24 protein-coding genes are annotated in these 24,612 nt (G+C 70.0%); 12 read left to right on the top strand and 12 right to left on the bottom strand.

Going from position 1 to position 24,612, the window contains the following annotated elements; translation table 11 throughout:
* Positions 1-265 precede the first annotated feature (265 nt).
* Positions 266-1,231 carry a pirin family protein gene (locus ACZ7L9_RS27560; protein ID WP_471419232.1) on the bottom strand — a complete coding sequence of 322 codons (966 nt, stop codon included), beginning with the start codon at positions 1,229-1,231 and terminating at the stop codon, positions 266-268.
* A gap of 184 nt (positions 1,232-1,415) precedes the next feature.
* Between ACZ7L9_RS27560 and ACZ7L9_RS27555 the strand changes: the two genes are divergently transcribed.
* Both ACZ7L9_RS27555 and ACZ7L9_RS27550 read left to right on the top strand, forming a co-directional pair.
* Positions 1,416-1,754, top strand: coding sequence for a tetratricopeptide repeat protein (locus tag ACZ7L9_RS27555; protein WP_471419230.1), 339 nt, complete (start codon positions 1,416-1,418; stop codon positions 1,752-1,754).
* Between the two features lie 220 nt (positions 1,755-1,974).
* On the top strand, positions 1,975-2,481 hold the full coding sequence (locus ACZ7L9_RS27550) for a GNAT family N-acetyltransferase (RefSeq protein WP_471419228.1): 507 nt from the start codon (positions 1,975-1,977) through the stop codon (positions 2,479-2,481).
* Between the two features lie 98 nt (positions 2,482-2,579).
* Here the strand turns inward: ACZ7L9_RS27550 and ACZ7L9_RS27545 are convergent, their stop codons facing one another.
* Entirely contained in the window at positions 2,580-4,022 is a 1,443-nt protein-coding gene (locus ACZ7L9_RS27545) for a dihydrolipoyl dehydrogenase family protein (RefSeq protein ID WP_471419226.1), read from the bottom strand.
* Between the two features lie 115 nt (positions 4,023-4,137).
* Between ACZ7L9_RS27545 and trxA the strand changes: the two genes are divergently transcribed.
* Entirely contained in the window at positions 4,138-4,509 is a 372-nt protein-coding gene (gene trxA, locus ACZ7L9_RS27540) for a thioredoxin (RefSeq protein ID WP_471419224.1), read from the top strand.
* A 162-nt stretch (positions 4,510-4,671) separates the two neighbouring features.
* On the opposite strand, the gene ACZ7L9_RS27535 is transcribed toward trxA, so the two are convergent.
* Positions 4,672-4,995 carry a hypothetical protein gene (locus tag ACZ7L9_RS27535; RefSeq protein ID WP_471419223.1) on the bottom strand — a complete coding sequence of 108 codons (324 nt, stop codon included), beginning with the start codon at positions 4,993-4,995 and terminating at the stop codon, positions 4,672-4,674.
* A 71-nt stretch (positions 4,996-5,066) separates the two neighbouring features.
* Positions 5,067-6,089, bottom strand: coding sequence for a LacI family DNA-binding transcriptional regulator (locus ACZ7L9_RS27530; RefSeq protein WP_471419250.1), 1,023 nt, complete (start codon positions 6,087-6,089; stop codon positions 5,067-5,069).
* A 49-nt stretch (positions 6,090-6,138) separates the two neighbouring features.
* On the opposite strand from ACZ7L9_RS27530, the gene ACZ7L9_RS27525 reads away from it, so the two are divergent.
* Positions 6,139-6,297, top strand: a complete 159-nt coding sequence (locus ACZ7L9_RS27525) for a hypothetical protein (protein ID WP_471419252.1) — start codon at positions 6,139-6,141, stop codon at positions 6,295-6,297.
* Positions 6,298-6,475: 178 nt separating this feature from the next.
* Positions 6,476-6,943: a type II toxin-antitoxin system PemK/MazF family toxin gene (locus tag ACZ7L9_RS27520; RefSeq protein ID WP_471419221.1), complete on the top strand. Its 468-nt coding sequence runs from the start codon at positions 6,476-6,478 to the stop codon at positions 6,941-6,943.
* Here the strand turns inward: ACZ7L9_RS27520 and ACZ7L9_RS27515 are convergent.
* Complete coding sequence (locus tag ACZ7L9_RS27515; protein ID WP_471419219.1) at positions 6,928-7,764, bottom strand: TIGR02452 family protein; 837 nt, start codon at positions 7,762-7,764, stop codon at positions 6,928-6,930. The two genes, ACZ7L9_RS27520 and ACZ7L9_RS27515, sit on opposite strands and share 16 nt — an antisense overlap.
* Positions 7,765-7,914: 150 nt before the next feature.
* Between ACZ7L9_RS27515 and egtA the strand changes: the two genes are divergently transcribed.
* The 4 genes from egtA to egtD are packed head-to-tail and all read left to right on the top strand — an operon-like array spanning position 7,915 to position 12,306.
* A complete protein-coding gene (gene egtA, locus ACZ7L9_RS27510) occupies positions 7,915-9,234 on the top strand; it encodes an ergothioneine biosynthesis glutamate--cysteine ligase EgtA (RefSeq protein WP_471419217.1) in 1,320 nt (439 codons plus the stop codon).
* Positions 9,231-10,592: an ergothioneine biosynthesis protein EgtB gene (gene egtB / locus ACZ7L9_RS27505; RefSeq protein ID WP_471419215.1), complete on the top strand. Its 1,362-nt coding sequence runs from the start codon at positions 9,231-9,233 to the stop codon at positions 10,590-10,592. The genes egtA and egtB overlap by 4 nt, the downstream gene beginning before the upstream one ends.
* Positions 10,592-11,347, top strand: coding sequence for an ergothioneine biosynthesis protein EgtC (egtC, locus tag ACZ7L9_RS27500; protein WP_471419213.1), 756 nt, complete (start codon positions 10,592-10,594; stop codon positions 11,345-11,347). The genes egtB and egtC overlap by 1 nt, the downstream gene beginning before the upstream one ends.
* Positions 11,344-12,306, top strand: coding sequence for an L-histidine N(alpha)-methyltransferase (gene egtD / locus ACZ7L9_RS27495; RefSeq protein ID WP_471419211.1), 963 nt, complete (start codon positions 11,344-11,346; stop codon positions 12,304-12,306). Before egtC ends, egtD begins: the two co-directional genes overlap by 4 nt.
* A gap of 262 nt (positions 12,307-12,568) precedes the next feature.
* Here the strand turns inward: egtD and ACZ7L9_RS27490 are convergent, their stop codons facing one another.
* A complete protein-coding gene (locus tag ACZ7L9_RS27490) occupies positions 12,569-13,378 on the bottom strand; it encodes a GNAT family N-acetyltransferase (protein ID WP_471419209.1) in 810 nt (269 codons plus the stop codon).
* A gap of 204 nt (positions 13,379-13,582) precedes the next feature.
* The gene (locus ACZ7L9_RS27485) at positions 13,583-14,839 is read right to left on the bottom strand and encodes an extracellular solute-binding protein (RefSeq protein ID WP_471419207.1); all 1,257 of its coding nucleotides are present in this window, start codon (positions 14,837-14,839) and stop codon (positions 13,583-13,585) included.
* A 203-nt stretch (positions 14,840-15,042) separates the two neighbouring features.
* Between ACZ7L9_RS27485 and ACZ7L9_RS27480 the strand changes: the two genes are divergently transcribed.
* Positions 15,043-15,258 carry a dodecin gene (locus tag ACZ7L9_RS27480; protein WP_471419205.1) on the top strand — a complete coding sequence of 72 codons (216 nt, stop codon included), beginning with the start codon at positions 15,043-15,045 and terminating at the stop codon, positions 15,256-15,258.
* A gap of 49 nt (positions 15,259-15,307) precedes the next feature.
* On the opposite strand, the gene ACZ7L9_RS27475 is transcribed toward ACZ7L9_RS27480, so the two are convergent.
* Complete coding sequence (locus ACZ7L9_RS27475) at positions 15,308-15,796, bottom strand: phosphatase domain-containing protein (protein WP_471419204.1); 489 nt, start codon at positions 15,794-15,796, stop codon at positions 15,308-15,310.
* Between the two features lie 12 nt (positions 15,797-15,808).
* Complete coding sequence (locus ACZ7L9_RS27470) at positions 15,809-16,888, bottom strand: hypothetical protein (protein ID WP_471419203.1); 1,080 nt, start codon at positions 16,886-16,888, stop codon at positions 15,809-15,811.
* A 249-nt stretch (positions 16,889-17,137) separates the two neighbouring features.
* Between ACZ7L9_RS27470 and ACZ7L9_RS27465 the strand changes: the two genes are divergently transcribed.
* Both ACZ7L9_RS27465 and uvrA read left to right on the top strand, forming a co-directional pair.
* On the top strand, positions 17,138-18,529 hold the full coding sequence (locus ACZ7L9_RS27465; RefSeq protein ID WP_471419201.1) for a polysaccharide pyruvyl transferase family protein: 1,392 nt from the start codon (positions 17,138-17,140) through the stop codon (positions 18,527-18,529).
* Between the two features lie 125 nt (positions 18,530-18,654).
* Positions 18,655-21,078, top strand: a complete 2,424-nt coding sequence (uvrA, locus tag ACZ7L9_RS27460; RefSeq protein WP_471419200.1) for an excinuclease ABC subunit UvrA — start codon at positions 18,655-18,657, stop codon at positions 21,076-21,078.
* A gap of 88 nt (positions 21,079-21,166) precedes the next feature.
* On the opposite strand, the gene ACZ7L9_RS27455 is transcribed toward uvrA, so the two are convergent.
* Genes ACZ7L9_RS27455 through ACZ7L9_RS27445 form a run of 3 tightly spaced genes read right to left on the bottom strand, consistent with a single transcriptional unit; the run spans position 21,167 to position 24,568 of the window.
* The gene (locus tag ACZ7L9_RS27455) at positions 21,167-21,913 is read right to left on the bottom strand and encodes a succinate dehydrogenase/fumarate reductase iron-sulfur subunit (RefSeq protein WP_383754811.1); all 747 of its coding nucleotides are present in this window, start codon (positions 21,911-21,913) and stop codon (positions 21,167-21,169) included.
* The gene (locus ACZ7L9_RS27450; protein ID WP_471419199.1) at positions 21,910-23,859 is read right to left on the bottom strand and encodes a fumarate reductase/succinate dehydrogenase flavoprotein subunit; all 1,950 of its coding nucleotides are present in this window, start codon (positions 23,857-23,859) and stop codon (positions 21,910-21,912) included. Before ACZ7L9_RS27450 ends, ACZ7L9_RS27455 begins: the two co-directional genes overlap by 4 nt.
* 1 nt (position 23,860) lies before the next feature.
* Positions 23,861-24,568 (bottom strand): succinate dehydrogenase, encoded by a 708-nt coding sequence (locus ACZ7L9_RS27445; RefSeq protein WP_471419198.1) that lies wholly within the window; start codon positions 24,566-24,568, stop codon positions 23,861-23,863.
* Between the last annotated feature and the right edge of the window lie 44 nt (positions 24,569-24,612).

Here is a 24,612-nt window from a genome sequence, read left to right as displayed (position 1 = left end):
CGCGCGAGGAACTCCCGGGAGAGCACTGGCCTGGGCAGGGCCGACACCGACGGTCCGATGACTCACCGATCTGATTACGCATCAGTAAGGTCAGCAAAGGGTCAGCAAGTGTTTGATCAGACCTGGTCACAGGTGCCAACACGTGCAACCGCCGGCCGCCCGAGGAACCGACCCACAGCATGCACAACCGCGTCCCCCCGCCGTACCGGCGAGGGGACGCAGCAAGCGCACGCAGCGGGAAGCATTGGGGGCACATCACCCCAGGTCAGCGCACCCGCCCTCGCGGTTTCAGCGCCACCGGCGGCAGTGCGGGAGCGGGGAGCCGGCCGCCGTCGTAGCCGTGCACCTCGCCGAAGCGGGGGCCCTCCATCCAGTCCAGTCGGGCCGCCTCGATTTCCGCATGGGACCGCCCGATGAAGTTCCACCACATGACGATCTCCTCCTCGAAGGGCTCGCCGCCGAGGAGCATGAGGCCCGCGTCGGTGTTCGCCCGCAAGGGGAGTTCGGTGCGGCCGCAGCCGAGGTAGAGCATGGAGCCCGGCAGCATGGGTACGCCGTCGACCTCGGCCTGGCCGGACATCGAGAGCACCGAGTACTCGAAGTCGGGGTCGAGCGGCAGGCGGGCCTCGGCGTCGGCGGAGAGGGTCAGGTCGGCGCCGACGATCGGGGTGTACGCGGTGCCGGGCGAGGTGGCGCCGTCGAGTTCACCCAGGATCACTGTGGCGGTGAGGCCGGCGGCGGTGACGGTCGGCAGTTCGGTGTGGTGCTGAAAGTGCGGTTCGACGTGCCGGTGGGCATCCGGCAGGGCCACCCAGAGCTGGGCGCCGTGCAGAAACCTCGCGCGGGACTTCGGGCTCTCCTCGGAGTGGCTGATGGCCCGGCCGGAGGTCATCAGTCCCAGCTCGCGCGGGCGGATCGTCCGGAGGCTGCCGAGGCTGTCCCGGTGCAGGACCTCGCCGTCGTGCAGCCAGCTGACCGTCTGTAGGCCCATGTGGGGGTGGGGCGGCACTTGCATCCCGGGTTCGCCGGCGATGTCGTCGGGGCCGTAATGATCGACAAAGGCCCATGCGCCGACCATCCGGCGGCCCAGATTGGGCAGCAGCCTGCGGACCTCGGTGGACCCACCCAGCTGGACACGGCGAGGGGTGAGAAGTTCACGCACGGGCTCGGCGACGACGAAGCCCCTTCCTCCGCAGACGGAGAGTGCGGCCTGGCGATCGAGATTGCTCATGACGCTCAACCTATTCCCGTGTGGGTCCGGGGTGCAGGTACCCACGCCGAATATTTAGTGGAATATTCAACCAGTGTGCCATGTTCCGGTGACTGGAGCGTGGCTGAGCACGCAACTGAGTCAGTAACAGGGCGGGTCCCGGAGCGATCCGGGGCGGTCCGCGAACGAGGAGGTCAGAGGTCAAGTGAGCGACACCTATTTCGAGTTCGGTACGGCCGCCGACCGCTGGGACCGTGCGCAGATGTTCTTCGAGGCGAAGGAGTACATGACCGCGGCCCGGATTCTGGAAGGGCTCGTCGAGGAAGTACCCGAGCAGGTCTCCCCGCGGCTGCTGCTGGCGCGGGCCTACTACCACTCGGCTCGGCTCGGCAGGGCCGAGACGGAACTGCGGGCGGTTCTGGAGCGCGACCCGGTGGAGCCGTATGCCCGGCTGATGCTCGGCCGGACGCTTGAGCGTCAGGGGCGGAGCGCGGAGGCGACAGGTCATCTGCGGATGGCGGCGGCGTTCTCCGGCGACTTCTGACGTGGTGAGGTGTCGGCCGGTTCGGGTGGACTGGTGGGTGAGTGCGGCTTTGGGCGACAGCGACGGCAAGATGTGCCCGTCGAGTTGGGTGGCGCCCCGAGTGGCACCGCCCACTGGCCTGCGAGCCCTGAGCACTGAGCCCTGAGTCCTGGGAGTTTCCGGCCCCGCTCGGGCGAATTCCGATGCCGCCTGGCCGCCCCGCGTGATATTCCACTCGGTCATGACCGTTCTTGGGACTCCCCGCCTCCGCCTCCGCCTGATGAGCTCCGCCGACGCCTTGCACGTGATGGCCGGCAAGCCGGAAGACGGTGCCCGCTGGGCGCCCGGATACCCGTCCCCCGGTGAGATGGCCGCGGCCGAGCGCTTCCTCGAAACGTGCGCGACCACAGGTGACCCCAGTCCATTCGGTTCGTACGAGATACGCCGGCTTGACAACGGAGAGGTGATCGGCGGGCTGGGATTCCATGGTGCTCCGGACGAGAACGGGCATGTCACGATCGGCTACAGCCTCGTTCCCTCGGCGCAGGGCATGGGTTACGCCTCCGAGGCACTGCGCGCACTGCTCCGGTTCGCCCGCGACCAGGGTGTGATCTGCGTGCACGGCGACACCGATCTGGACAACCTCGCGTCCCAGCACGTCATGACAGCGGTCGGCATGCGTCTGGTGAAGGAGGACGCGTTGCTGAAGCACTACCGGATCGACTGGGACCGGTCGGCCGGCAAGTAGCCGACCGGCGGCCGTCGTCCCTCCCTGCACGGGCGGGCAGGTCCGGCAGGACGGTGGTACGTCGGTCAGCCGCCCGCCGGGGACGGGCGGGCCGCACCCTATGCGTCGCGGTATGCCTCCAGCAGGCGCAGCCAGATCTCGCTGATCGTCGGGTAGGCGGGGACGGCGTGCCACAGTCGGCCGATGGGTACCTCGCCCGCCACGGCGACCGTCGCCGAGTGCAGCAGTTCGCCGATGCCCGGTCCGACGAAGGTGACACCGAGCAGAATCTCCCGATCGAGGTCCACAATCATGCGGGCGCGGCCGCGGTAGCCGTCCGCGTACAGGCTGGAGCCCGCGACCGCCGCGAGGTCGTAATCGACGGCTCGTACCCGGTGGCCGGCCTGCTCCGCCTCGGCGAGGGTGAGGCCGACCGAAGCGGCCTCGGGGTCGGTGAAGACGACCTGGGGGACGGCCGCGTGGTCGGCGGTGGCCACGTGGGCGCCCCAGCGGTCGGTCTCCAGGAGCGGCACTCCCGCGGCGCGGGCGGCGATCGCGGCGCCCGCGATGCGCGCCTGGTACTTGCCCTGGTGGGTGAGGAGCGCCCGGTGGTTGACGTCGCCGACGGCGTAGAGCCAGGTGGTGCCTTCGACGAGGCAGCTGTCGTCGACGGTTAGCCAGGAGCCGGGTGTGAGGCCCACCGTCTCCAGGCCCACGTCGTCGGTGCGCGGGGCGCGGCCGGTGGCGAAGAGGATCTCGTCGGCCTCGATTCGCTCGCCGTCGTCCAGTTCCGTGACGACCGGCCCGTCCGGGACCGTACGCTGCACGGAGGTCGCCGAGACTCCGGTTCGGATATCGGCGCCCGCCTCGGTCAGCGCCTGCGCGACCAGTTCGCCGGCGAAGGGTTCCATCTTCGGGAGGAGTCCCTTGCCGCGGATCAGCATCGTCACCCGGGCGCCGAGGGCCTGCCAGACGGTGGCCATCTCCGCCCCGACCACGCCGCCTCCGACGATCACGAGCCGGCCGGGCACCTTCTTGGCGCTCGTCGCCTCCCGGCTGGTCCAGGGACGGGCCCCGTCGACGCCGGGCAGGGCGGGGACGACTGCGCGGCTGCCGGTACAGACGGCGACGGCCTGCCGGGCGGTGAGCCGGTGCACCGTGCCGTCGGGAGCGGTGACGGAGACGGCCTTCTCACCGGTGAGTCGGCCCCGGCCGCGGTAGATGTCCGCTCCGACGCCCTCCAGCCAGGCGACCTGTCCGTCGTCCTTCCAGTGCGAGGCGTACGCGTCACGGCGGGCGAGGACCGCTGCCACGTCGAGCGGTCCCTGGACGGCGTCGCTCAGGCCGGGCAGGCGGCGGGCGTCGGCGCGGGCGACGACCGGCCGCAGCAGGGCCTTGCTGGGCATGCAGGCCCAGTAGGAGCACTCGCCGCCGACGAGTTCCGTCTCGACGACCGCCGTGCTCAGCCCGGCGGCACGCGCCCGGTCGGCGACGTTCTCACCCACCGGACCTGCTCCGATGACCACTACGTCGTATTCGGCGTTCAGGGAAGCTTCAGTCATGGGAACAGTCTGATCGCGGGTGTGCGCGGCGGCCACATGGGCAGGCGGAATAGCGCAGGTCCGGGCACCGTTGTGCCGGACAGGTCCGAGCGGGCACAGGAAGAGGTAGCAGAGTATGAGCACCGTTGAGCTCACCAAGGAAAACTTCGATCAGGTCGTCAGTGACAACGAATTCGTCCTGATCGACTTCTGGGCTTCCTGGTGCGGCCCGTGCCGGCAGTTCGCGCCGGTCTACGACGCGGCTTCGGAGCGCCACGACGACCTGGTCTTCGCCAAGGTCGACACGGAGGCGCAGCAGGAGCTGGCGGCGGCCTTCGAGATCCGTTCCATCCCCACCCTGATGATCGTCCGGGACAACGTGGCCGTGTTCGCACAGCCCGGTGCGCTGCCGGAGGCGGCGCTGGAAGATGTCATCGGACAGGCCAGGAAGCTGGACATGGACCAGATCCGCAAGTCCATCGAGAACGAGCAGCAGGAGCAGAAGTAGGCTCCACGCGCGCATGAGCGGGGTGAGGGGTCCGGCCGGACCGCGGACGCGGACCGGCCGGACCCCTTGCCGTGACATCGGTGGCGTCGGTGGCCTTCTCCGGCATTCCGTGTCCTTCGGCGGCCTCCGCCGGCCTTCCGGTCGGAATCGGGCCGGGCGGGCTCAGCCACCGGCACTGCTGTCGGCGTTGCTGCCGGCACCGTTGTCGGCACTGCTGTCATCGTCGGCGTTCTTCTCCTTGATCCGGACCGAGAGGCCGTAGTCCAGTTCGGATCCGTCGACCAGCAGGGCCTCGACCGCGTGCGTCGCCGGGTCGATGTCCGCCACGAGGCCCTCACCCGAATAGCGGGGGTAACCCGATGCTCCCGTCTCCCCGGTCGCCGCCACGACCGCCGAGCGGATGGCGCCACCGCTCCCGGCAGCTTCGGCGGTGTCCTCGACGTGTTCGGGGACCAGCAGGATCTCGTAGCTCTGCGGATGGCTCATGGTCATGACGCTAGGCAAGCGGCGCGCGGTGCGCACGTTGCCGCGCTGTCGCATTGTGCGGACCCGGCGGCTCAGCTGGACTCGCGGTGGACCGTCCTGGCCCGCAGCAGGTCGTGGTGCTCGGGGGCGCCGCCGGGGTGCCGCACCAGCCGGTGGACGAGATCCGCCGGCGGCTGTGCCGCGGCCATCTCCAGCCGTACGCTGCTGAGCCGGGGCCGCAGCAGCCTGCCGAGCATCAGGTCGTCGGCACCGATCACGGCCGTCTCGCGGGGTACCGCGATGCCCGCGTCCTGCAGGGCCCGCATCAGGAGCATCGCGTATGCGTCGTTGTACGCGAAGACGGCGTCGAGGCCCAGGGCGCGCCAGCGGGCGGCCAGCCGGTCGGCCGACTCCTCCTCGTACCGCAGCGGCAGCGGTTCGATGACGGCCCTGTGGCTCTGCGCGGCCTGCCGGGCCCCGGTCAGCCGGGATTCGGCGAACAGGCCGAGACCGCCTTCCTCGGGCATGATCACGCCGATGCGACGCCGGCCGCGCGCCAGCAGATGCCCGATCGCGACGCTGCCGACCTTCCGCTGGTCCACGAGCAACGCGTGGGCGCCGTCAACCGGTCGCGGGCCGAGGGTGATGACGGCCTTGGCTCCGGCTCGTCTGAGTACGGATATGCCCTGCGGGGTGAGGGCGATCGTGCCGGGTGCGATGACGGCGACGGGACGGAGTTCGGCCCAGGCGCGGGGTGCGTCGTCGGCGTCGAGGCCGGTGCTGCCGTACTGGACCACCGTGTAGTCCAGGCGGCGCAGCCCGGTTTCCAGTTCATGGAAGAAGCGTTGGTGGAGCGGGTCTGCAGGGAAGTGCACGGTGGGCAGCACCACCATGCGGGTGTGCCCGGCGCGCAGGCTGCGGGCCGCCGCGTGCGGTACGTACCCCAGCTCTGCGGCAGCCTCCCTGACCCGGCGGCGGGTGGGCTCGCTGATCCGCACGGTCGCGATGTCGTTCAGCACATAGGACACGGTGGCCCGGGAGACCCCGGCGTGCCGTGCCACGTCGGCACTGGTCGGAACGGGGCCTTCGGTGGGCTGATTCGGTAACTGGCTCATGGCGTCGGGCAGTCTTCCAGAGCTGTGCGGCGTGGGTGCGCTCCGGGTCATGGATGACTCCTCGATGGTGGGACTGCTCGGTCGGGTGACCGGAACGGTGGGGCCGGGGCTGGTCGGCGAGGTGATCGTACGGATCCGGGGCGGCGCCGAGCACTTCCTCGCACATCCTGCTTCGGCGAAGGTCCGCATCGAGGTGGGCACGGTGTGAAGGTGATCGAGTTCGCCGGTCATCTGCGGTCCGGCGTGGGCGGTTTGACGGTCGATGACATGATCCGGGACGTTGGGGTTGGGCAGGCTGGGTACGGTGTGGGTGCGGTGCCCGGCCCTGCGGCCCGTTCACCGGACCCGCTCCACGAAATGGACCGTACAGGTCCTACGGTGTGGGGATGAGCATCCAGCACCGTGACCACAGCACCGACAGCCCGGCCGGTTTCCCCGGCCGCACCGGACCCTGCGCGACCTCCGAGGCCGACCCGCGCGACGTGGGCCCGGTCCGCACCGTGTACGCCCCCGACCGGGACGGTGACCCGGACCCCGGCGAGATCGTCTGGACCTGGGTGCCGTTCGAGGAGAACGACGGGCGTGGCAAGGACCGTCCGGTTCTGGTGGTGGCCCGGGAGGCGGTGGGCACGCTGCTCGCCGTGCAGTTGTCGAGCAAGCAGCACGACGGGGACCACGAGTGGGTGGCGCTCGGGGCCGGTCCGTGGGACAGCTCGGGCCGTCCATCGTGGGTCGATCTGGACCGGGTGCTGCGGGTGCACGAGGACGGGATGCGGCGTGAGGCGTGCGCGCTGGACCGTGACCGGTTCGATTCCGTCGTCGGCCGGCTGCGGGAGCGCTACGGCTGGAGCTGACCGCCGAACGTCCGGTCGAAGGCGGACCGGGTGGCGGAATCGGGGCTGCGGTCGAGGATGCCGAAGACGATCTGCTCGAAGTGGCCGGCGAACCTGCCGCCGTCCAGCAGCAGCGCCCGGAACACGCCGGCCACCTGCGCCGGGTCGTTGCGGAACACACCGCAGCCCCAGGCACCCAGCACCAGCCTGCGGTAGCCGCGTACCGCCGCGACCTCCAGCACCCGCTCGGCACGGGACGTGAGCGCGGCGGGGATGCGGTGGGCCTCCTCGGGGGTGCGGCTGCGGATGACTCCGGCATTGGGTGCCGGGGAGGTGAGGAAGCCCGCGGTGTACGGGGTGTCGAGCAGCCGACCCCGGTCATCCCGGAACACCGGCACCCCGGGTGAGTGAATCACCCGGTCGGTGTAGAAGGCGCTGCGTTCCGCGCGGTGGTGGGCGTAGTAGTCGGAAGCGCGCAGCAGCGTGGCGTACAGCGCCGAGCCCCGGCACAGGGCCTCTTCCTGGGCCTGTGCGCCGTTGAGGTATCCGCCGCCGGGATTGCGGGCGGAGGCGTGGTTCAGGACCGCGACCTTGCCGGGACCCTCACCGGTCATCCGGCGTGCCGCCCGCAGGCTGCTCTCGTCGGTGACCTCGATGACCGGTGTGCGGTCGGAGTCGAGTGCGGCGACGGGCACCGGCTCGGGGCCGTACAGCCTGGTGCCCGAGAGTGCGGCTGCCAGCGCACGTTCGATGCTCACCTCGCGCCCTTCCGGCGTACGGTAGCGGCCGGCCTCGACAATGGCCCCGGTCTCTCGCGCGATGCCGCGCAACCGTGCGCTCATCGGTACTCCCCCGTGTGGTGCATACGGGGCATGCTCGGCCCTCCAGCGGCATGGATGCAATCGGATTTCCGACACGCAGGGGCACTCTTGTGCGATCCACCCCTGCGGGTTTGGGTGGTACGGACGAACCGAGCAGAAGGAGGCCCCGGCATGTCGTGCAACACACCCGGCGACCACGGTCCGCCCGGCGAGGCCCCGCCCCTCGGCGAGGGCGAAGCCGAGGATTTACTGCGCTGCATCTGCTTCAAGACCGGGCCGCCCCGCGCGGTCGGCGTCGAACTCGAATGGCTCATTCACCACCGGGATCAGCCCCGTGTCCCGGTCCCCCACCACCGTCTCGACGCGGCCGCCGCCCTCCTCCGGGCCCTGCCCCTGAGCGCGGCGCTCACCTTCGAACCCGGCGGCCAGCTGGAGCTCAGCTCGCGCCCCGCCGACTCCCTGATGGCGTGCATCGATGCCACCGCCGCCGATCTCACCGCCGTACGTGACGCCCTCGACCGGATGGGGCTCGCACCGGCGGGTCTCGGCGTCGATCCGTGGCATCCGCCGCGCCGTCTGCTGCACGAGCCCCGCTACGACGCCATGGAGGTCTCGCTCGACCGGTCGGGACCGGCGGGCCGCGCCATGATGTGCACCACCGCGTCCGTCCAGGTGTGTCTGGACGCCGGAGAGGAGGAACCCGGTCCGCTCGGCTACGGGCGGCGCTGGCAGCTGTCCCATCTGCTGGGCGCCGTGCTGGTCGCGGTCTTCGCCAACTCGCCCTTCCAGTACGGCCGCCCCACACCGTGGCGGTCCACCAGGCAGTCGCTGTGGGCCGGCCTCGATCCGTGGCGGTCCCTGGCGCCGACCGGCCATCTGCCACCCCGCGACGCCTGGGCCACGCATGTTCTGGACACTCCGGTGATGTGCATCCGGGACGACGACGGGCCGTGGGCGGTGCCGGACGGGCTGACCTTCCGCGACTGGATCCGTACCGGCGCGCCCAGACCACCGGTGCGCGCCGATCTCGACTACCACATCAGCACCCTCTTTCCGCCCGTGCGCCCGCGCGGACACCTTGAGCTGCGCATGATCGACGCGCAGCACGGCGCGAACGGGTGGCTGGTGCCGCTCGCCCTCACTACCGCCCTGTTCGACGACCCGGAGGCCGCCGAGACCGTGTACCGCACCGTCAAACCACTGGCCGAGACGGCCGGGCCGGGCCCGGCGCCGCGCAATCCGCTCTGGGTGGGCGCAGCCCGCGACGGCCTGACCGATCCCGAACTGCGGGCGGCGGCAGCCACCTGTTTCGCTCTCGCGTTGGAGGCGCTGCCCCGGATGGGAGCGACCACGGCCGTGCAGGAAGCGGTGGCGGACTTCAACGACCGCTTCGTCGCCCGGGGCCGATGTCCGGCCGACGATCTTCCCGAACTGCTCGCGCTCGATTCGGCCGGCGGTTCGGACCACCACTTCGAGGGGCACCGCTCATGACCGATTCCCCCGCACCCGACGCATCCGGTCCGGGCGGTCCGACCGGGCCCGACGAGACGGACACCGAGGCGCTCCGTCGGCGCGCCCTCGCCGCGCTGCTCACCGCCCGGAAACGCACGACGCTTCTCACCGAGAGTGTGGACGACCACGAACTCACCGCCCAGCACTCGCCGTTGATGTCTCCGCTGGTCTGGGACCTCGCGCACATCGGTAATCAGGAGGAGCTGTGGCTGCTGCGCGGGGTGGCCGGGCGGGAGGCGATGCGCCCGGAGATCGACGGGCTGTACGACGCCTTCGAGCATCCCCGCGCTGCCCGCCCCTCGCTGCCGCTGCTGGCACCCGCCGAGGCCCGGGTCTACGCCGCGGAGGTACGTGACCGGGCGCTGGACGTGCTCGACAGCACGGCATTGCGCGGTGACCGCAGGCTGGTGCGGGACGGGTTCGCCTTCGGCATGATCGCCCAGCACGAACAGCAGCACGACGAAACCATGCTGATCACGCATCAGCTGCGGGCCGGTCCTGCGGTACTGACCGCGCCCGTGCCGCCCGGCCCCACCGACGCGGCGGGTCTGCCCGCCGAAGTCCTGGTCCCCGGCGGTCCGTTCACCATGGGGACGTCCACCGAGCCGTGGGCCCTGGACAACGAGCGTCCCGCGCACGTGCGCGACGTACCGGGCTTCTTCCTCGATACGACCCCGGTCACCTGCGGCGCGTACCAGCGTTTCATCGAGGACGGCGGCTACACCGAGCGGCGCTGGTGGGCCCCCGAGGGATGGGCGATGGTCCGTGAGCACGAGCTGGCCGCTCCGCTGTTCTGGCACCGGGACGCCGGTCAGTGGCTGCGCCGCCGCTTCGGAGTGACCGAGACGGTGCCCGAGAACGAACCGGTGCTCCATGTCAGCTGGTACGAGGCGGACGCGTACGCGCGCTGGGCCGGGCGTCGGCTCCCCTCGGAGGCGGAGTGGGAGAAGGCGGCGCGCCACGACCCGGCGTCGGGCCGTTCGCTGCGCTATCCGTGGGGCGACGAGGACCCGAGCCCCGAGCGGGCCAACCTGGGCCAGCGCCATCTGCGGCCCGCACCTGCGGGAGCGTACGTCGCGGGCCGGTCACCGCTCGGCGTACGGCAGTTGATCGGGGACGTGTGGGAGTGGACGTCGAGCGACTTCGAACCCTATCCGGGCTTCTCGGCGTTCCCGTACCGCGAGTACTCCGAGGTGTTCTTCGGACCGGCCCACAAGGTGCTGCGCGGCGGTTCCTTCGCCGTGGATCCGGTGGTGTGCAGGGGGACGTTCCGCAACTGGGACCTGCCGGTGCGGCGCCAGATCTTCTCCGGCTTCCGAACCGCGAGGGACCTCTGATGTGCCGCCATATCGCTTATCTGGGACCGTCGGTGGCTCTCGGTGAACTGCTGACGCAACCGCCGCACGGTCTGGTGCGCCAGTCCTGGGCGCCGAGACACCAGCGGCACGGGACCGTCAACGCAGACGGTTTCGGCGTCGGCTGGTACGCGGACGGTGACCCGGTGCCGGGACGCTACCGGCGCGAGGGCCCCGTCTGGGGCGACCAGACGTTCGCCGATCTGGCCCGAGTGGTGCGCAGTACGGCGATGCTCGCGGCGGTACGTGATGCCACCGAGGCGGGGGCGGACGGTGAGGCGGCGGCCGCGCCGTTCGCCGCCGGACGGCTGCTGTTCAGTCACAACGGTGCGGTGCGGGGCTGGCCGGATTCCCTGGCCCCGCTCGCCGCCGCGCTGCCTCCGGCCGAGCTGCTGACCCTCACCGCCCGTTGCGACTCGGCCCTGCTCTGGGCCCTCGTACGCCACCGTCTCGCCGACGGTGACGAACTGCCGCAGGCCGTCGCCGACACCGTGCAGGACGTGGCGGTCGCGGCGCCTCGATCGCGGCTGAATCTGCTGCTCGTCGACGGCGCCACGATCGTGGCGACGGCCTGGGGCGACACCCTGTGGTACCTCGCCGAGCCGGGTCTGCGCACGGTCGTGGCCTCGGAGCCGTACGACGACGATCCGCACTGGCACACGGTCCCCGACCGGACATTGTTGACGGCGACCCGCACCGAAGTTCTGCTGACCCCGCTCAAGGAGCCCACGGAGTGAGTCCCTTTCTGCTGACCCGCACCCTGCCGGTGGACGCGACGGACGCGGCGCTGCGCGCCGATGTGCTGCACGGCCTGACCCGGCGTCCGAAGACGCTGCCGCCCAAGTGGTTCTACGACGCACACGGCAGTGAACTGTTCGAGGAGATCACCCGGCTTCCCGAGTACTACCCGACCCGCGCCGAGCGCGAGATCCTGATCGACCGCGCCGAGGAGATCGCAGCGGCGTCCGGGGCGCGGACCCTGATCGAGCTGGGATCGGGGTCGTCGGAGAAGACCCGGCACCTGTTGGACGCGCTGCCCGCGCTGCACAGTTACGTACCGGTCGATGTCAGCGAGAGCGCCCTGCGCGGCGCCGCCGAGGCCCTGCTCGCGGACCGGCCGGATCTCTCCGTCCACGCGCTGATCGCCGACTTCACCGGCGGTCTCGCGCTGCCGGGCACCCCGGGGCCGCGACTGATCGCGTTCCTCGGGGGCACGATCGGCAATCTGCTGCCGGACGAGCGGTCGGTGTTCCTGAAGTCGGTGCGGTCGTTGCTCTCCCCCGGCGACGGGCTGCTGCTCGGCACGGATCTGGTGAAGGACGAGGAGGCGCTGGTCGCCGCGTACGACGATGCGGCCGGGGTGACGGCGGAGTTCAACAAGAATGTACTACGGGTCGTCGACCGGGAGTTGGGGGCGGACTTCGACCCGGCCGACTTCGATCACGTGGCGCTGTGGGACCCGGAACGGGAGTGGATCGAGATGCGGCTGCGAGCCCGTGCGGCGCTCACGGTGAAGATCCCGGATCTGGATCTGGTGGTGCCCTTCGAGGCCGGCGAGGAGTTGCGTACGGAGGTGTCGGCCAAGTTCCGCAAGGAGGGAGTCCGGGCCGAACTCGCCGTGGCCGGACTGCGGTTGGATCAGTGGTGGACGGATTCCGGAGACCGGTTCGCGCTGTCGCTGGCGACGGCGGCCTGAGCGGCGACCAGGCCCTGTCCTGCCGATCTTCGCGGGCCCGGAACGCCTGGCACGGCACCTCGCCGCGTTGTCGTCAGTCGCCCGAGTACGTCCAGTACGAGGACGATCCTCCGCCTTGCGATGCACCGCACCAGACGCCCCGGGCCGATCCACGAAGATCAACAGGACAGGACCAGGGGCACCCCGCGCCGGACACGGCGTTCCGGCCGTTTGTCTGCCGGGATCGGCACGAGGGTGCCTGTCCGGGCAGCTGCCCAGGGATTCACCGCAGTTCGGTGAGCGCGAGGAAGTGGCGCAGATAGCGGGGGTCGGTGCGGCGCAGCGACAGCAGTACGTACAGGTCGGCGACGTTGAAGTCCGGGTCGTACGCGGGTGCTCCGCAGACCTGGGCGCCCAGTCGCAGATAGCCGCGGAGAAGAGGCGGGAGCGTGGCAAGTCCGGTGGGCACGTCTCCTCGCCCTGCGGCGGTGGGCTGCCAGAGGCGGTGGGGAGTGACCCAGCGGTCCTCGGGCGCCAGGTGCTTCGTCCGTACGGTCTCCCATGCCCCGGCCGCGGCGACGCCGCCATCCGCGAGGGGTATCGAGCAGCAGCCCGCCAGCCAGTTGTGTCCGGTGCGTTGCATGTAGCGGGCGAGTCCGGCCCAGATCAGTGCGATCACGGCGCCGTCCCGGTGGGCCGGGTGGACGCAGGACCGGCCGACCTCGACCAGGTCGTCGCGGATCGGGCCGAGCCGCGTGAGGTCGAACTCGCTCTCCGCGTAGAGGCGTCCGGCGATCCTCGCCCGCTCGGGCGGCAGCACACGGTAGGTGGCGACGACATCTCCGGTGGCCTGCTCCCGTACCAGCAGGTGGTCGCAGTACGCGTCGAACGCATCGCTGTCCAGGCCGGGCTCGGCTCCTTCCAGCCGGGCGCCGAGCTCACCCGCGAAGACCAGATGGCGCAGGCGCTGGGCCGCACGCACTTCGTCCTGGTCGACGGCGAGGGACACCCGGTAGCGCGGTGGGTCGGACGGGACGGGCTGCGCGGGTACAACGGGGGCGGCGGCGAGTGAGGTGACGGGCAGCGCGTTCATGACGGTCTCCGGGGACGGATCGGCAAGGGCGGCCGCCGGGCCGTCGCACTGCCGCGAAAGCCCGGCCCCTTACTTCTTCCGTGACCGGCTGGATTCGACATGACCGCATGGGGGAGCCGGGATGTGCGAAGGCTGAATCCCGGGTGTGCCCCGGCACGGGCCGGAGCTGCCGCCGCGCCTCGGTACCGCTCGGTGCCGCCCGGTTCAGCTGCCCGCGAGCAGTTCGGTGATCTTCTCCGAGGCGGCCTTCGCCTCTTTCTGCGGGTCGCCGCCCTCAAGGACTGCCGTCATGTACGGCTTGATCGGGTTGTCGGCCTCGACACTCGCCCACTGCGGCGAGTTGGGCGTCGCGCGCCCCTTCGTGGCGCCCCGGGCCATCGCGGCCGTGCCCTCCTGGCCCACGACTGCACGCGCGAGGTCGGGCTTGTTGGGCACGTAGCTCATGGCCTTGGCGAGTTCTTCCTGCCACTTCCGGCCGGCCAGTGCCTTGATCACATCGATGCCCGCGGCGCGCTGTCCCGCCTTCTCGGGAACGATCAGATCGGATCCGCCGGTGAAAACGGAGCCGGGGGTCGTCGCGGTCTTTCCGGGGATCGGGAAGTAGCCCAGTTTTCCCTTGAGTTCGGGGTTCAGTTGCTCGATCTGCGCGGCGGTGCCGGGCACCGAAATGATCTGTGCGACATCGCCCCTGGCAAAGACCTTGGCCTGCGGGGGCCTTTCCTCGTCCGCGTTCTTGGGGCCGTCACCGAGCGCCTGGAGTTCCTTGTAGAAGCTCATGCCGCGGAGTGCGCCGGGGCTGCTCAGGGCGCCTTCCCACTCGCCGCCCCTGTCGTCGGCCAGTTGGCCGCCCTCGTCCCAGATGAATCCGGAGAGGACGTACCAGTTCTGGCCCGCGAGGTAGATGCCCTGGTTGCCGTTGCGGTTCAGCTGTTCGCTGTCCGCGATCCATTCGTCCCGGGTCTTCGGCGGGGTCTTGATTCCGGCCTGTTCGAAGAGGTCCTTGTTGTAGATCACCACTCGATTGGCCGCGTACCACGGGATTCCGTACTGAACGCCGTCGACGTTGCCCGGCTCGGCGAGACCGGGCAGCCAGTCCTCGCTACCGAGGTCGCGCACGGACTCCAGGGTGAGGTCGCGCAGCCCGCCGCTCTCCGCGTACTGGGCGACCTGGGTGTTTCCGACCTCGATGACGTCCGGGGTGTCCTTGCCCTGGAGCGCGTCGGTGACTTTCGGCCCGATGCCGGTCCAGCTCTGGATCTTGAAGTCGAGCCGGACGGCCGGGTGCTCGTCCTCGTACGCCTTCGTGAAGCGCTTGAGGAAATCGGCGGACACGCTGTTCCTCATCAGCCAGATCGTGACCGTCCTGCTGTCGGACGCCCCCGAGCCCGGGACGAATCCGCATCCGCCCAGCGCACAGGTGGAAACGAGCGCGACGGCTCCGACAAGTATGCGGTTCTTCACCAGGTTCACCTTCTGCGAAACGGCACAACGAATTCCAGAACCCGGTGTGGGGGGACTGCGGGCGGTGCTCGCACGGGCGTGGCTGGATTTTGGTATGGACCATTGCTCCGGTCAAGACCCCGTTCGCCACACAATCTGCACACCGACCCCTCGCGCACCCGGACCAGGTGGGGCAACGTGGTAGGGACGAGAGGAGTCATAAGATGACAAATCACACCTATCGAGTCACCGAAATCGTGGGGAGCTCCCATGAAGGCGTCGACGACGCCATCCGCAGAGGCATCGCAAGAGCTTCGGAAACGTTGCACAATCTCGACTGGTTCGAGATCACGCAAGTTCGCGGAGAGATCAAGGATGGCCAAATCGAGCACTTCCAGGTGGGCCTGAAAGTGGGCTTCCGGCTCGACGAGCCGAGCTGATCCGGCACGACCCTGCGCACACCGGGTCGCGACCGGGCCCGCGCCGGATTCAGGTACGGCCCTCGCGCCCCTGCGCGTCCCTGAGCGTGGTCGACGCCTGCGCCCAGCGGGCCCGTACCACGGCGAAACCGGCCAGCTCCGCCGCATCGCAGACGAGTTCGTCGTCATCGACCAGCATCCGCACCTCACGCTCTCGGCCCAGCCGCTCCAGGACTTCCAGCTTGGTGTGCCGGGCCGGCCTGCGGTCGTCGTTGCGACGCATGTACAACCGCCCCTCGGGCAGCCCCTGTTCCACCAGCCAGGCCACGGTGTCCCGGCGGCACCGCTCGGGCCGTCCGGTGAGATACCGGACCTCGCACTCCACGGCGCTGCTCAGCACCAGCCGTACGCCTTCGAGGAGCGGCGGGTCGTCGACGGCGGCGGAGAAGAAGCCGTTCCAGTCACGCCGCCGCCCCTCCAGGAAGTGCTGCCGATGGCCGCTGTCCGCGAGCGTGCCGTCCAAGTCGAATACGGCCAGAGGCCGGTGGTCGCTTCTCACACCACCAGCAAATCAGACGAGCGCCACCGCCAGGAGTACCAGTACGACGACCACGGCCACCACCACCGCCACCCGCAGGGAGCGGCGCCGCGACCAGATCGGCAGGACCTCCGGACCCTCGCGCCCGGGAAAGACGTAGAAGACGTGGTCGGGATCGTCGGGGATCGTGACCGCGGCCAAGGGCATCCAACGGATGTCGACGTGCCGGGCCACCTCGCCCTGTCGTGGCGCGAGGGCCGATTCGACGGCCTTGACGTGTGCCGGGTCCAGACCCTCGGGGAGCGGGTCACCGGCCGAGGCCAGGGTGACCCGCTCCCACGCGTCGGCGCGTCCGGTCTGCTGCCGGACACGCAACGGCGGCGCCGGCTCCGGCAGCTTCAACAGGGCCCGGTCGGGCACCTGTCCGACGGATCCCGCGGTCCACAGCGTGATCAGGCCGGTGCCGTCGCACGGGGCGTGCGCCTCCGTCCTCGCGCCCTCGCAGACCGGGCAGGGCCTGAAGCCCGTGTCGTCGCACCGCGGACACTTCTTGGCACCCCATCCATGACATTCCGGACAAGCGGTGCGGGGCTTACGGCACTTCACGCAGGTGGTCCGCCCGGCATCCGGATCCCCCCGAGCCGGCTCGGCCCCCGTACGGTCCTTGCGGCGCTTGCCCGTGCCGTCACACCAGGTGCAGGGATCGACGCCCTTGCAGGCCGGACATATGGGGCCGATGTCGCAGCGCAGCTTGCCTGTGGCCCGGCACCGCGAGCAGGGCTGCCGTCCGCCGTCACAGCCGCAGGGCACCGTTCGCACCGAGCCGCGGAGCACCAGCTCCACCGTTCGTGACACCGCCGGATCCTTCGGCGGCTCGACGGGGTGGTCGCGCAGATCGCCTTCGTACGTGGGCCGCCCCGACGTGTCGTAGGCGCCGGGCCTGGACTCCTCCCGCGTGGTACGGGTCTCCAGGCTCCGGACGATGTGCAGGTCGAGCATCGGGAGCCGTGCGATGTCGGCGCCGGTCCGCCGCAGTCGGGGCCCCTGTCCCGGCCGGCCGATGTGCCGGGCGATCGCTTCGAGGATGTCCTCATCGGACAGAGCGTCAGCCATGACGGCGCTTCCACCTCCCGGTCGGGCGCGCCCGCGCGCCGGACGCAGCGTACGGGCGGAGCCGTCCGCCGCTCAAGAGTGCGTCGCGCGGGCACCTCACGCGACCGCCCGGGGAGGGCCTCACTTCAACGCGCGCGCCCGCCCGCACGCGCGGATGTGTGATCATGTACCTACGTTCCACGCAGATCGCAAAAGCTTGTACAGGATGTGCGTGGAACCAAAAGCATTCGTAAAGCTATATTCAGCTTTGTGGCATCCAACGTTAACCATGTGAAGCGAATACTCCTGCGTTCAGGGAAGAGCCCCTACGACGTCGTCCCGGTCGAGCGCGCTCTCCACGAGGACGTGTTCGCCACCAACTCGGGGAATCTGATCTTCAGTGACGCCGCTCACAAGATCCTTGAGACGCCACGTTCCGAGGTGGTGTCGAACGGCATCGCCACCAGGGTCGCCGACGCCGACCGCATCAACAGCGAGTACGACGTCTTCGTCATCCCGCTCGCCAACGCCTTCCGGCCGTCCTTCGAACGCCAGTTGGCGCGTCTGACCCAGCTCATCTCGAAGCTGAAGATACCCGTCGTCGTCCCGGGTGTGGGTGCCCAGACGGGCGTCGACTACACCGCGGACCGGCTGCGCCCCATGCAGCCCACGGTCTACGCGTTCGTCTCGGCCGTGCTCGACCACAGCGCCTCCATCGGTGTGCGCGGGGAGTTCACCGAGCGGTATCTGCGGGACATGGGTTTTCGCGACGTGGACGTCATCGGCTGCCCCTCGATGTTCCTCAACGGCAGCAAACTGGACATCCGGGAGAGCGGCCGACCCCTCGGACCCGAGTCGCGGATCGCCGTCAACGGATCGCACGACGCCGTGCGGAAGCACAAGCTCGGGCACATCATCCGCCGTACCCACGCGCACTATCCCCACCTCCGGTTCATCGGCCAGAACCTCTCCGACGCCCGTCAGCTGCACTGGCGCGACCTGTCCCACCAGAACGCCTCGGTCACCGACATCCCCACCCACCCCGACCACCCCATGTACCGGGAGGACAAGGTCCGCGTATACATCGACCCGGTCACCTGGATGGACGACCTGCGGGGATTCGACTTCTCCTTCGGCTCCCGCATCCACGGCAACATCGCGGCACTGCTGGCCGGCACGCCCGCCACCGTGCTCTGCGGCGACTCCCGGACACTCGAGCTGTGCCGCTACTTCGACATCCCGCACCGGATGCTCGCCAAGGTCCCCTCCCACCTGGACCCCGCCGAACTCTACGCCGAGGCGGACTTCGGGCCGCTGACGCGCGGTCACCGGGAACGGTTCGACCGGTTCACGAACTTCCTCGACAAGAACGGCCTGGAGAACGCCTTCACCCACGGCGACGGCGGCGCGGCCTTCGAGGCACGGATGAGCAAACTGGCCTTCCCTGCGGGCATCCGCCCCTGGGTCGGCGCCGATGCCGCCACGATGGGTGACCGCCTCAACTGGCTCCAGTCCCAGCTGACGGAGCTCACCACCCAGAACACCCAGCTCCAGCGGAAGCTCTCGAAAGCCTCTGCGCTGCCCTCCCAGCGCTCCACGTACCAGCGGGCCCGCAGCGTCGTGGGACGCCCCATCAAGCGCGCCCTGCGCCCCTCACGCTAGGAGCTCGGCCGAAGCCGGACCGGGGCCGGGCCGGGCCGACCGGCCTCCGCCGTCCTGGCGCCTAGAATCGGGGTGTTTGTCCCCAGGCCGTCGGCCTGCCCCGATCCGTACGGAGCCCCTCGCGCATGTCCACCCCCCACGACCCATACGTCCGGGTGCGCGGCGCCCGGGAGCACAACCTCCAGGACGTCTCGGTCGACATCCCGCGCGAGACCCTCACAGTGTTCACCGGGGTGTCGGGCTCCGGGAAGTCCTCCCTCGCGTTCGGCACGATCTACGCCGAGGCGCAGCGCCGCTACTTCGAGTCCGTCGCGCCGTACGCCCGTCGGCTGATCCATCAGGTCGGTGCGCCCGCGGTCGGTGAGGTCACCGGGCTGCCGCCCGCCGTCTCGCTGGAGCAGCGCCGCTCGGCGCCCGGTGCCCGTTCGTCCGTAGGAACGGTCACCACGCTCTCCAACTCCCTGCGCATGCTGTTCTCGCGCGCCGGGGACTATCCGGCCGGTGCCGAACGGCTGGACTCCGACGCGTTCTCGCCGAACACCGCCGCCGGGGCGTGTCCGGAGTGCCACGGTCTCGGCCGCATCCACCGCACCACCGAGGAACTACTCGTCCCCGACACCTCGCTGTCCGTCCGGGATGGTGCGATCGCCGCCTGGCCCGGGGCCTGGCAGGGCAAGAACCTGCGCGATGTACTGGACGCGCTGGGCTACGACGTCGATCGTCCGTGGCGTGAACTGGACGCCGGGGACCGGGAGTGGATCCTGTTCACCGATGAGCAGCCGGTGGTGACGGTCCATCCGGTGCGTGAGGCGGGGCGCATCCAACGCCCGTACCAGGGTACTTACATGAGTGCCCGCCGGTATGTCATGCACACCTTCGCGGACTCCAAGAGCCGCACCCTTCGGGCCAAGGCCGAGCGCTTTCTGACCAGTGCCCCCTGCCCGGTCTGCGGCGGCAGCCGGCTGCGTCCGGAGGCGATGGCGGTCACCTTCGCCGGCCGTTCGATCGCCGAACTGGCCGGGCTGCCGCTCACCTCGCTCGCGGAGGTGCTGCGCACGGCGGGCGGCGGTGACACGGCGCGGGTTCTGACGACGGATCTGCTCGCCCGGATCGAGACGGTCACCGAGCTCGGTCTCGGCTATCTCAGCCTCGACCGGACCGCTCCGACGCTGTCCTCCGGCGAGCTGCAACGGCTGCGGCTCGCCACCCAGTTGCGGTCCGGCCTGTTCGGTGTCGTCTATGTGCTGGACGAACCGTCGGCCGGTCTGCACCCGGCGGACACCGAGTCGCTGCTGGGGGTGCTCGGCCGGCTGAAGGAGGCCGGGAACTCGGTCTTCGTCGTGGAGCATCAGATGGATGTCGTGCGCCGGGCGGACTGGCTGGTGGATGTGGGACCGCTGGCGGGTGAGCACGGGGGGCGGGTGCTGCACAGCGGGCCCCCGGCCGGGCTCGCGGAGGTGGCGGAGTCGGCCACCCGGCGCTTCCTCTTCGACGACGGGCCCGCACCGGTGCGCGAGGTGCGTACGCCGTCGGGGTGGCTGAGGCTGAACGGAGTCGATCGCCACAATGTGCGGGGCGTGGACGCCGAGTTCCCGCTCGGGGTGTTCACGGCCGTCACCGGCGTCTCGGGATCTGGGAAGTCGACGCTGGTGAGCCAGGTACTGGCCGGCGTCCTCGCCGACCGGCAGGCGTCCGCCGCCGCCGGTCTGCCCGCGGAGCGTCCTACGCCCGGGTGCACGTCGGCACAGGGGCTGGAGGCGGTGGACCGGCTCGTGCAGGTCGACCAGAAGCCGATCGGCCGTACCCCACGGTCCAATCTGGCCACGTACACCGGGCTCTTCGACGTCGTACGGAAGTTGTTCACCGAGACGGACACGGCAGGTGAGCGCGGTTACAAGGCCGGACGGTTCTCCTTCAATGTGGCGGGCGGACGCTGCGAGACCTGCCAGGGTGAGGGGTTCGTCTCCGTGGAACTGCTCTTCCTGCCCAGTACGTACGCGCCCTGCCCGGACTGCCACGGTGCCCGGTACAACCCGGAGACCCTGGAGGTCACCCTGCGCGGTCTGGACATCGCGCAGGTGCTGGATCTGACGGTGGAGTCGGCGGCCGGGTTCTTCGCCGGAACGCCCGCCGCCGAGCGCAGCCTGCGGACGCTGCTCGATGTCGGGCTCGGCTATCTGCGGCTCGGTCAGCCCGCCACGGAACTGTCGGGTGGCGAGGCCCAGCGGATCAAGCTGGCCGCCGAGCTCCAGCGCACCCGTAGGGGCCACACCCTGTATCTGCTGGACGAGCCGACGACCGGGCTGCATCCCGCCGATGTCGAGGTGCTGATGCGGCAGTTGCACGGTCTGGTCGACGCGGGCAACACCGTAGTGGTCGTCGAGCACGACATGGCAGTGGTGGCGGGCGCCGACCGGGTGATCGACCTGGGGCCGGGTGGTGGCGACCGCGGGGGCCGGATCGTGGCGGCGGGGACACCCGCCGAGGTCGCCCGTGCGGCGGGCAGCCGTACGGCGGCCTACCTCAGGGCGTCCCTCCGTCTCGCCTGAGGATCCGATCAGGCTCGACTCGCCTATGTTCACCGGCGCGCAGGCCGCCACCACCGCCCCCTCCTGGGCCGGGACCTCGGCCGTTCTCTCAGCGGTGCACCTTCCGGGTCGCGCGCAGCCATTCCTTGTTCATGGCCGAGATCGACGGCAACGGAATGCCCTTCGGGCAGGCCGTGGCGCACTCCCCGGTGAGGGTGCAGCCGCCGAAGCCCTCGCTGTCCATCTGTCCGACCATGTCGAGCACCCGGGTCTCGCGCTCCGGGGCACCCTGTGGCAGGACATTGAGGTGGTTGATCTTCGCCGAGGTGAAGAGCATCGCGGAGCCGTTGGGGCAGGCCGCGACGCAGGCGCCGCAGCCGATGCACTCGGCGTGTTCGAAGGCGAAGTCGGCGTCCGGCTTGGGCACCGGCGTGGCGTGCGCCTCGGGGGCGGTGCCGGTGGGTGCGGAGATGTAGCCGCCCGCCTGGATGATCCGGTCGAAGGCCGAGCGGTCCACGACCAGGTCCTTGACGACCGGGAAGGCCGAGGCGCGCCAGGGCTCGATGTCGATGGTGTCGCCGTCCCGGAACGACCGCATGTGGAGCTGGCAGGTGGTGGTGCGTTCGGGGCCGTGGGCGTCGCCGTTGATGACGAGGCTGCACGCGCCGCAGATGCCCTCGCGGCAGTCGTGGTCGAAGGCGACGGGGTCGTCGCCGGCGAGGATGAGTTCCTCGTTGAGGGTGTCGAGCATTTCCAGGAACGACATGTCCTGCGAGATGCCGTCCACTTCGTAGGTGGACATGGCGCCGGGGGCGTCCGCGTTCTTCTGGCGCCAGACGCGCAGGGTGAGCTTCATGCGTAGCTCCGCTGAGTGGGGTGGACGTACTCGAAGACGAGGTCTTCCTTGTGCAGGACGGGGGCCTCGCCGGTGCCGGAGAACTCCCAGGCGGCGGCGTACGAGAACTCCTCGTCCCGGCGGGCGGCTTCGCCGTCCGGGGTCTGTGACTCCTCGCGGAAGTGGCCTCCGCAGGACTCGGCGCGGTGCAGGGCGTCGAGGCACATGAGCTCGGCGAGCTCCAGATAGTCGACGATGCGGTTGGCCTTCTCCAGCGACTGGTTGAACTCGTCGCCGGTGCCGGGCACTTTGATGCGGCGCCAGAACTCCTCGCGGATCTGCGGGATCCGGTCGAGCGCCTTGCGCAGCCCCTCCTCGGTGCGGGCCATGCCGCAGTACTCCCACATGAGTTCACCGATCTCGCGGTGGAAGGAGTCGGGGGTGCGGTCGCCGTCGATGGAGAGCAGCAGGTTCAGCCGGTCCTCGGTGTCGGCGACGACCTCTTCGACGGCGGGGTGCGAGGCGTCGACCTCGTCGTGGTGCGGGTTGCGGGCCAGGTAGTCGTTGATGGTCGACGGCAGGACGAAGTAGCCGTCGGCGAGACCCTGCATCAGCGCGGAGGCGCCGAGCCGGTTGGCCCCGTGGTCGGAGAAGTTGGCCTCGCCGATCGCGAACAGGCCGGGGATCGTGGTCTGGAGGTCGTAGTCGACCCAGAGTCCGCCCATCGTGTAGTGCACGGCCGGGTAGATCCGCATCGGGGTCTCGTACGGGTTCTCCGCGGTGATCCGCGCGTACATGTCGAAGAGGTTGCCGTACTTCTCCTCGACCTTGGCCCGGCCCATCCGCTGGATGGCCTCGGCGAAGTCCAGGTAGACGCCCTGGCCGCCGGGGCCGACGCCGCGTCCCTCGTCGCAGACGTTCTTCGCGGCGCGGGAGGCGATGTCGCGGGGCACGAGGTTGCCGAAGGCGGGGTAGATGCGCTCCAGGTAGTAGTCCCGCTCGTCCTCGGGGATCTCGTTCGCGGGACGGTTGTCGCCCTTGGCCTTCGGGACCCAGATCCGGCCGTCGTTGCGCAGCGACTCGCTCATCAGCGTCAGCTTGGACTGGTGGTCGCCGGTGCGCGGGATGCAGGTGGGGTGGATCTGGGTGAAGCACGGGTTGGCGAAGTACGCCCCGCGCCGGTGGGCGCGCCAGACGGCGGTGGCGTTGGAGTTCATGGCGTTGGTCGACAGGTAGAAGACGTTGCCGTAGCCGCCGCTGGCCAGGACGACCGCGTCGGCGAAGTAGGTGTCGATCTTCCCGGTGATGAGGTCGCGGGCGACGATGCCGCGTGCCTTGCCGTCGACGATGATCAGGTCGAGCATCTCGGTACGGGCGTGCAGTTCGACGTTGCCGGCGGCGATCTGCCTCGACAGTGCCTGGTAGGCGCCGAGGAGGAGTTGCTGTCCCGTCTGGCCGCGGGCGTAGAACGTGCGGGAGACCTGGACGCCGCCGAAGGAGCGGTTGTCGAGGAGGCCGCCGTACTCACGGGCGAAGGGGACGCCCTGGGCGACGCACTGGTCGATGATCTCGACGGAGATCTGGGCGAGCCGGTGGACGTTGGACTCGCGGGCGCGGAAGTCGCCGCCCTTGACCGTGTCGTAGAAGAGCCGGTGGACCGAATCGCCGTCGTTGCGGTAGTTCTTCGCGGCGTTGATGCCGCCCTGGGCGGCGACGGAGTGGGCACGGCGGGGCGAGTCCTGGAAGCAGAACTGGACGACGTGGTAGCCCTGTTCGGCCAGCGTCGCACCCGCCGAGCCGCCGGCGAGTCCGGTGCCGACGACGATGACGGTGTGCTTGCGCCGGTTTGCCGGGTTGACCAGCTTGGCCTGGAAGCGGCGGGTGTCCCAGCGTTCGGCGACGGGGCCTTCGGGGGCCTTGGTGTCGACGACGGGCGCGCCCGTCTCGTAGTGCGAGTAGTCGGTCATGTCAGCTCACGACTCCGGTCATGACGGCGACGGGTACGGAGATGAAGCCCACCGTCAGCACCAGGGCGAGGACGTTGGCGATGGTCTTGAGGACACGGTCACGGGTCGCGTTGCCCGCGCCGAGGGTCTGGGCGGCGCTCCAGAAGCCGTGCTGGACGTGGAGTCCGAGGGCGAGCATGGCGACGATGTAGATCGTGTTGCCGTACCAGGTGGAGAAGGTGTCGACGACGTTCTGGTACGGGTGCCCGGACTGGAATCCGCCGGAGTGCACGGTGCCCGTCGTCAGGTCGAGGATGTGCCAGACGATGAACAGGGCGAGGATGATCCCGCCCCAGCGCATGGTGCGGGTGGCATAGCTGGCGCGCGGCTTCTTGTGCACGTACTTGGCGGGGCGCGCCTTGATGTCGCGCCGGCTCAGCTGGCACGCGGAAGTGGCGTGCAGCACCACGGCGGCGACGAGCACGACGCGGACGATCCACAGGGCCCACTCGTAGTGCAGGAAGGGCTCCCCCATGGTCCGCAGCCAGTGTGCGTAGTGGTTGAACTCGCCGGCCCCGAAGAAGATCTTCAGGTTGCCGATCATGTGGACAACCAAGTAGAGGAGCATGATCAGGCCACTCACGGCCATGATCGTCTTCTTGCCGACGGACGAGTCCCAGAGCGTACGCGTCATGGACGGCCGTCGGTCCGTCCGTGTTGCCAATGCCATGGACACGAAGCTAGGGCCGAAAGACCCAATCAGTCCAAGACATG

It is taken from the genome of Streptomyces sp. NPDC111516 (assembly GCF_055635345.1).
The sequence above is the reverse complement of the archived record's forward strand: the minus strand, read 5'-3'. Positions and strand labels throughout refer to the sequence as shown.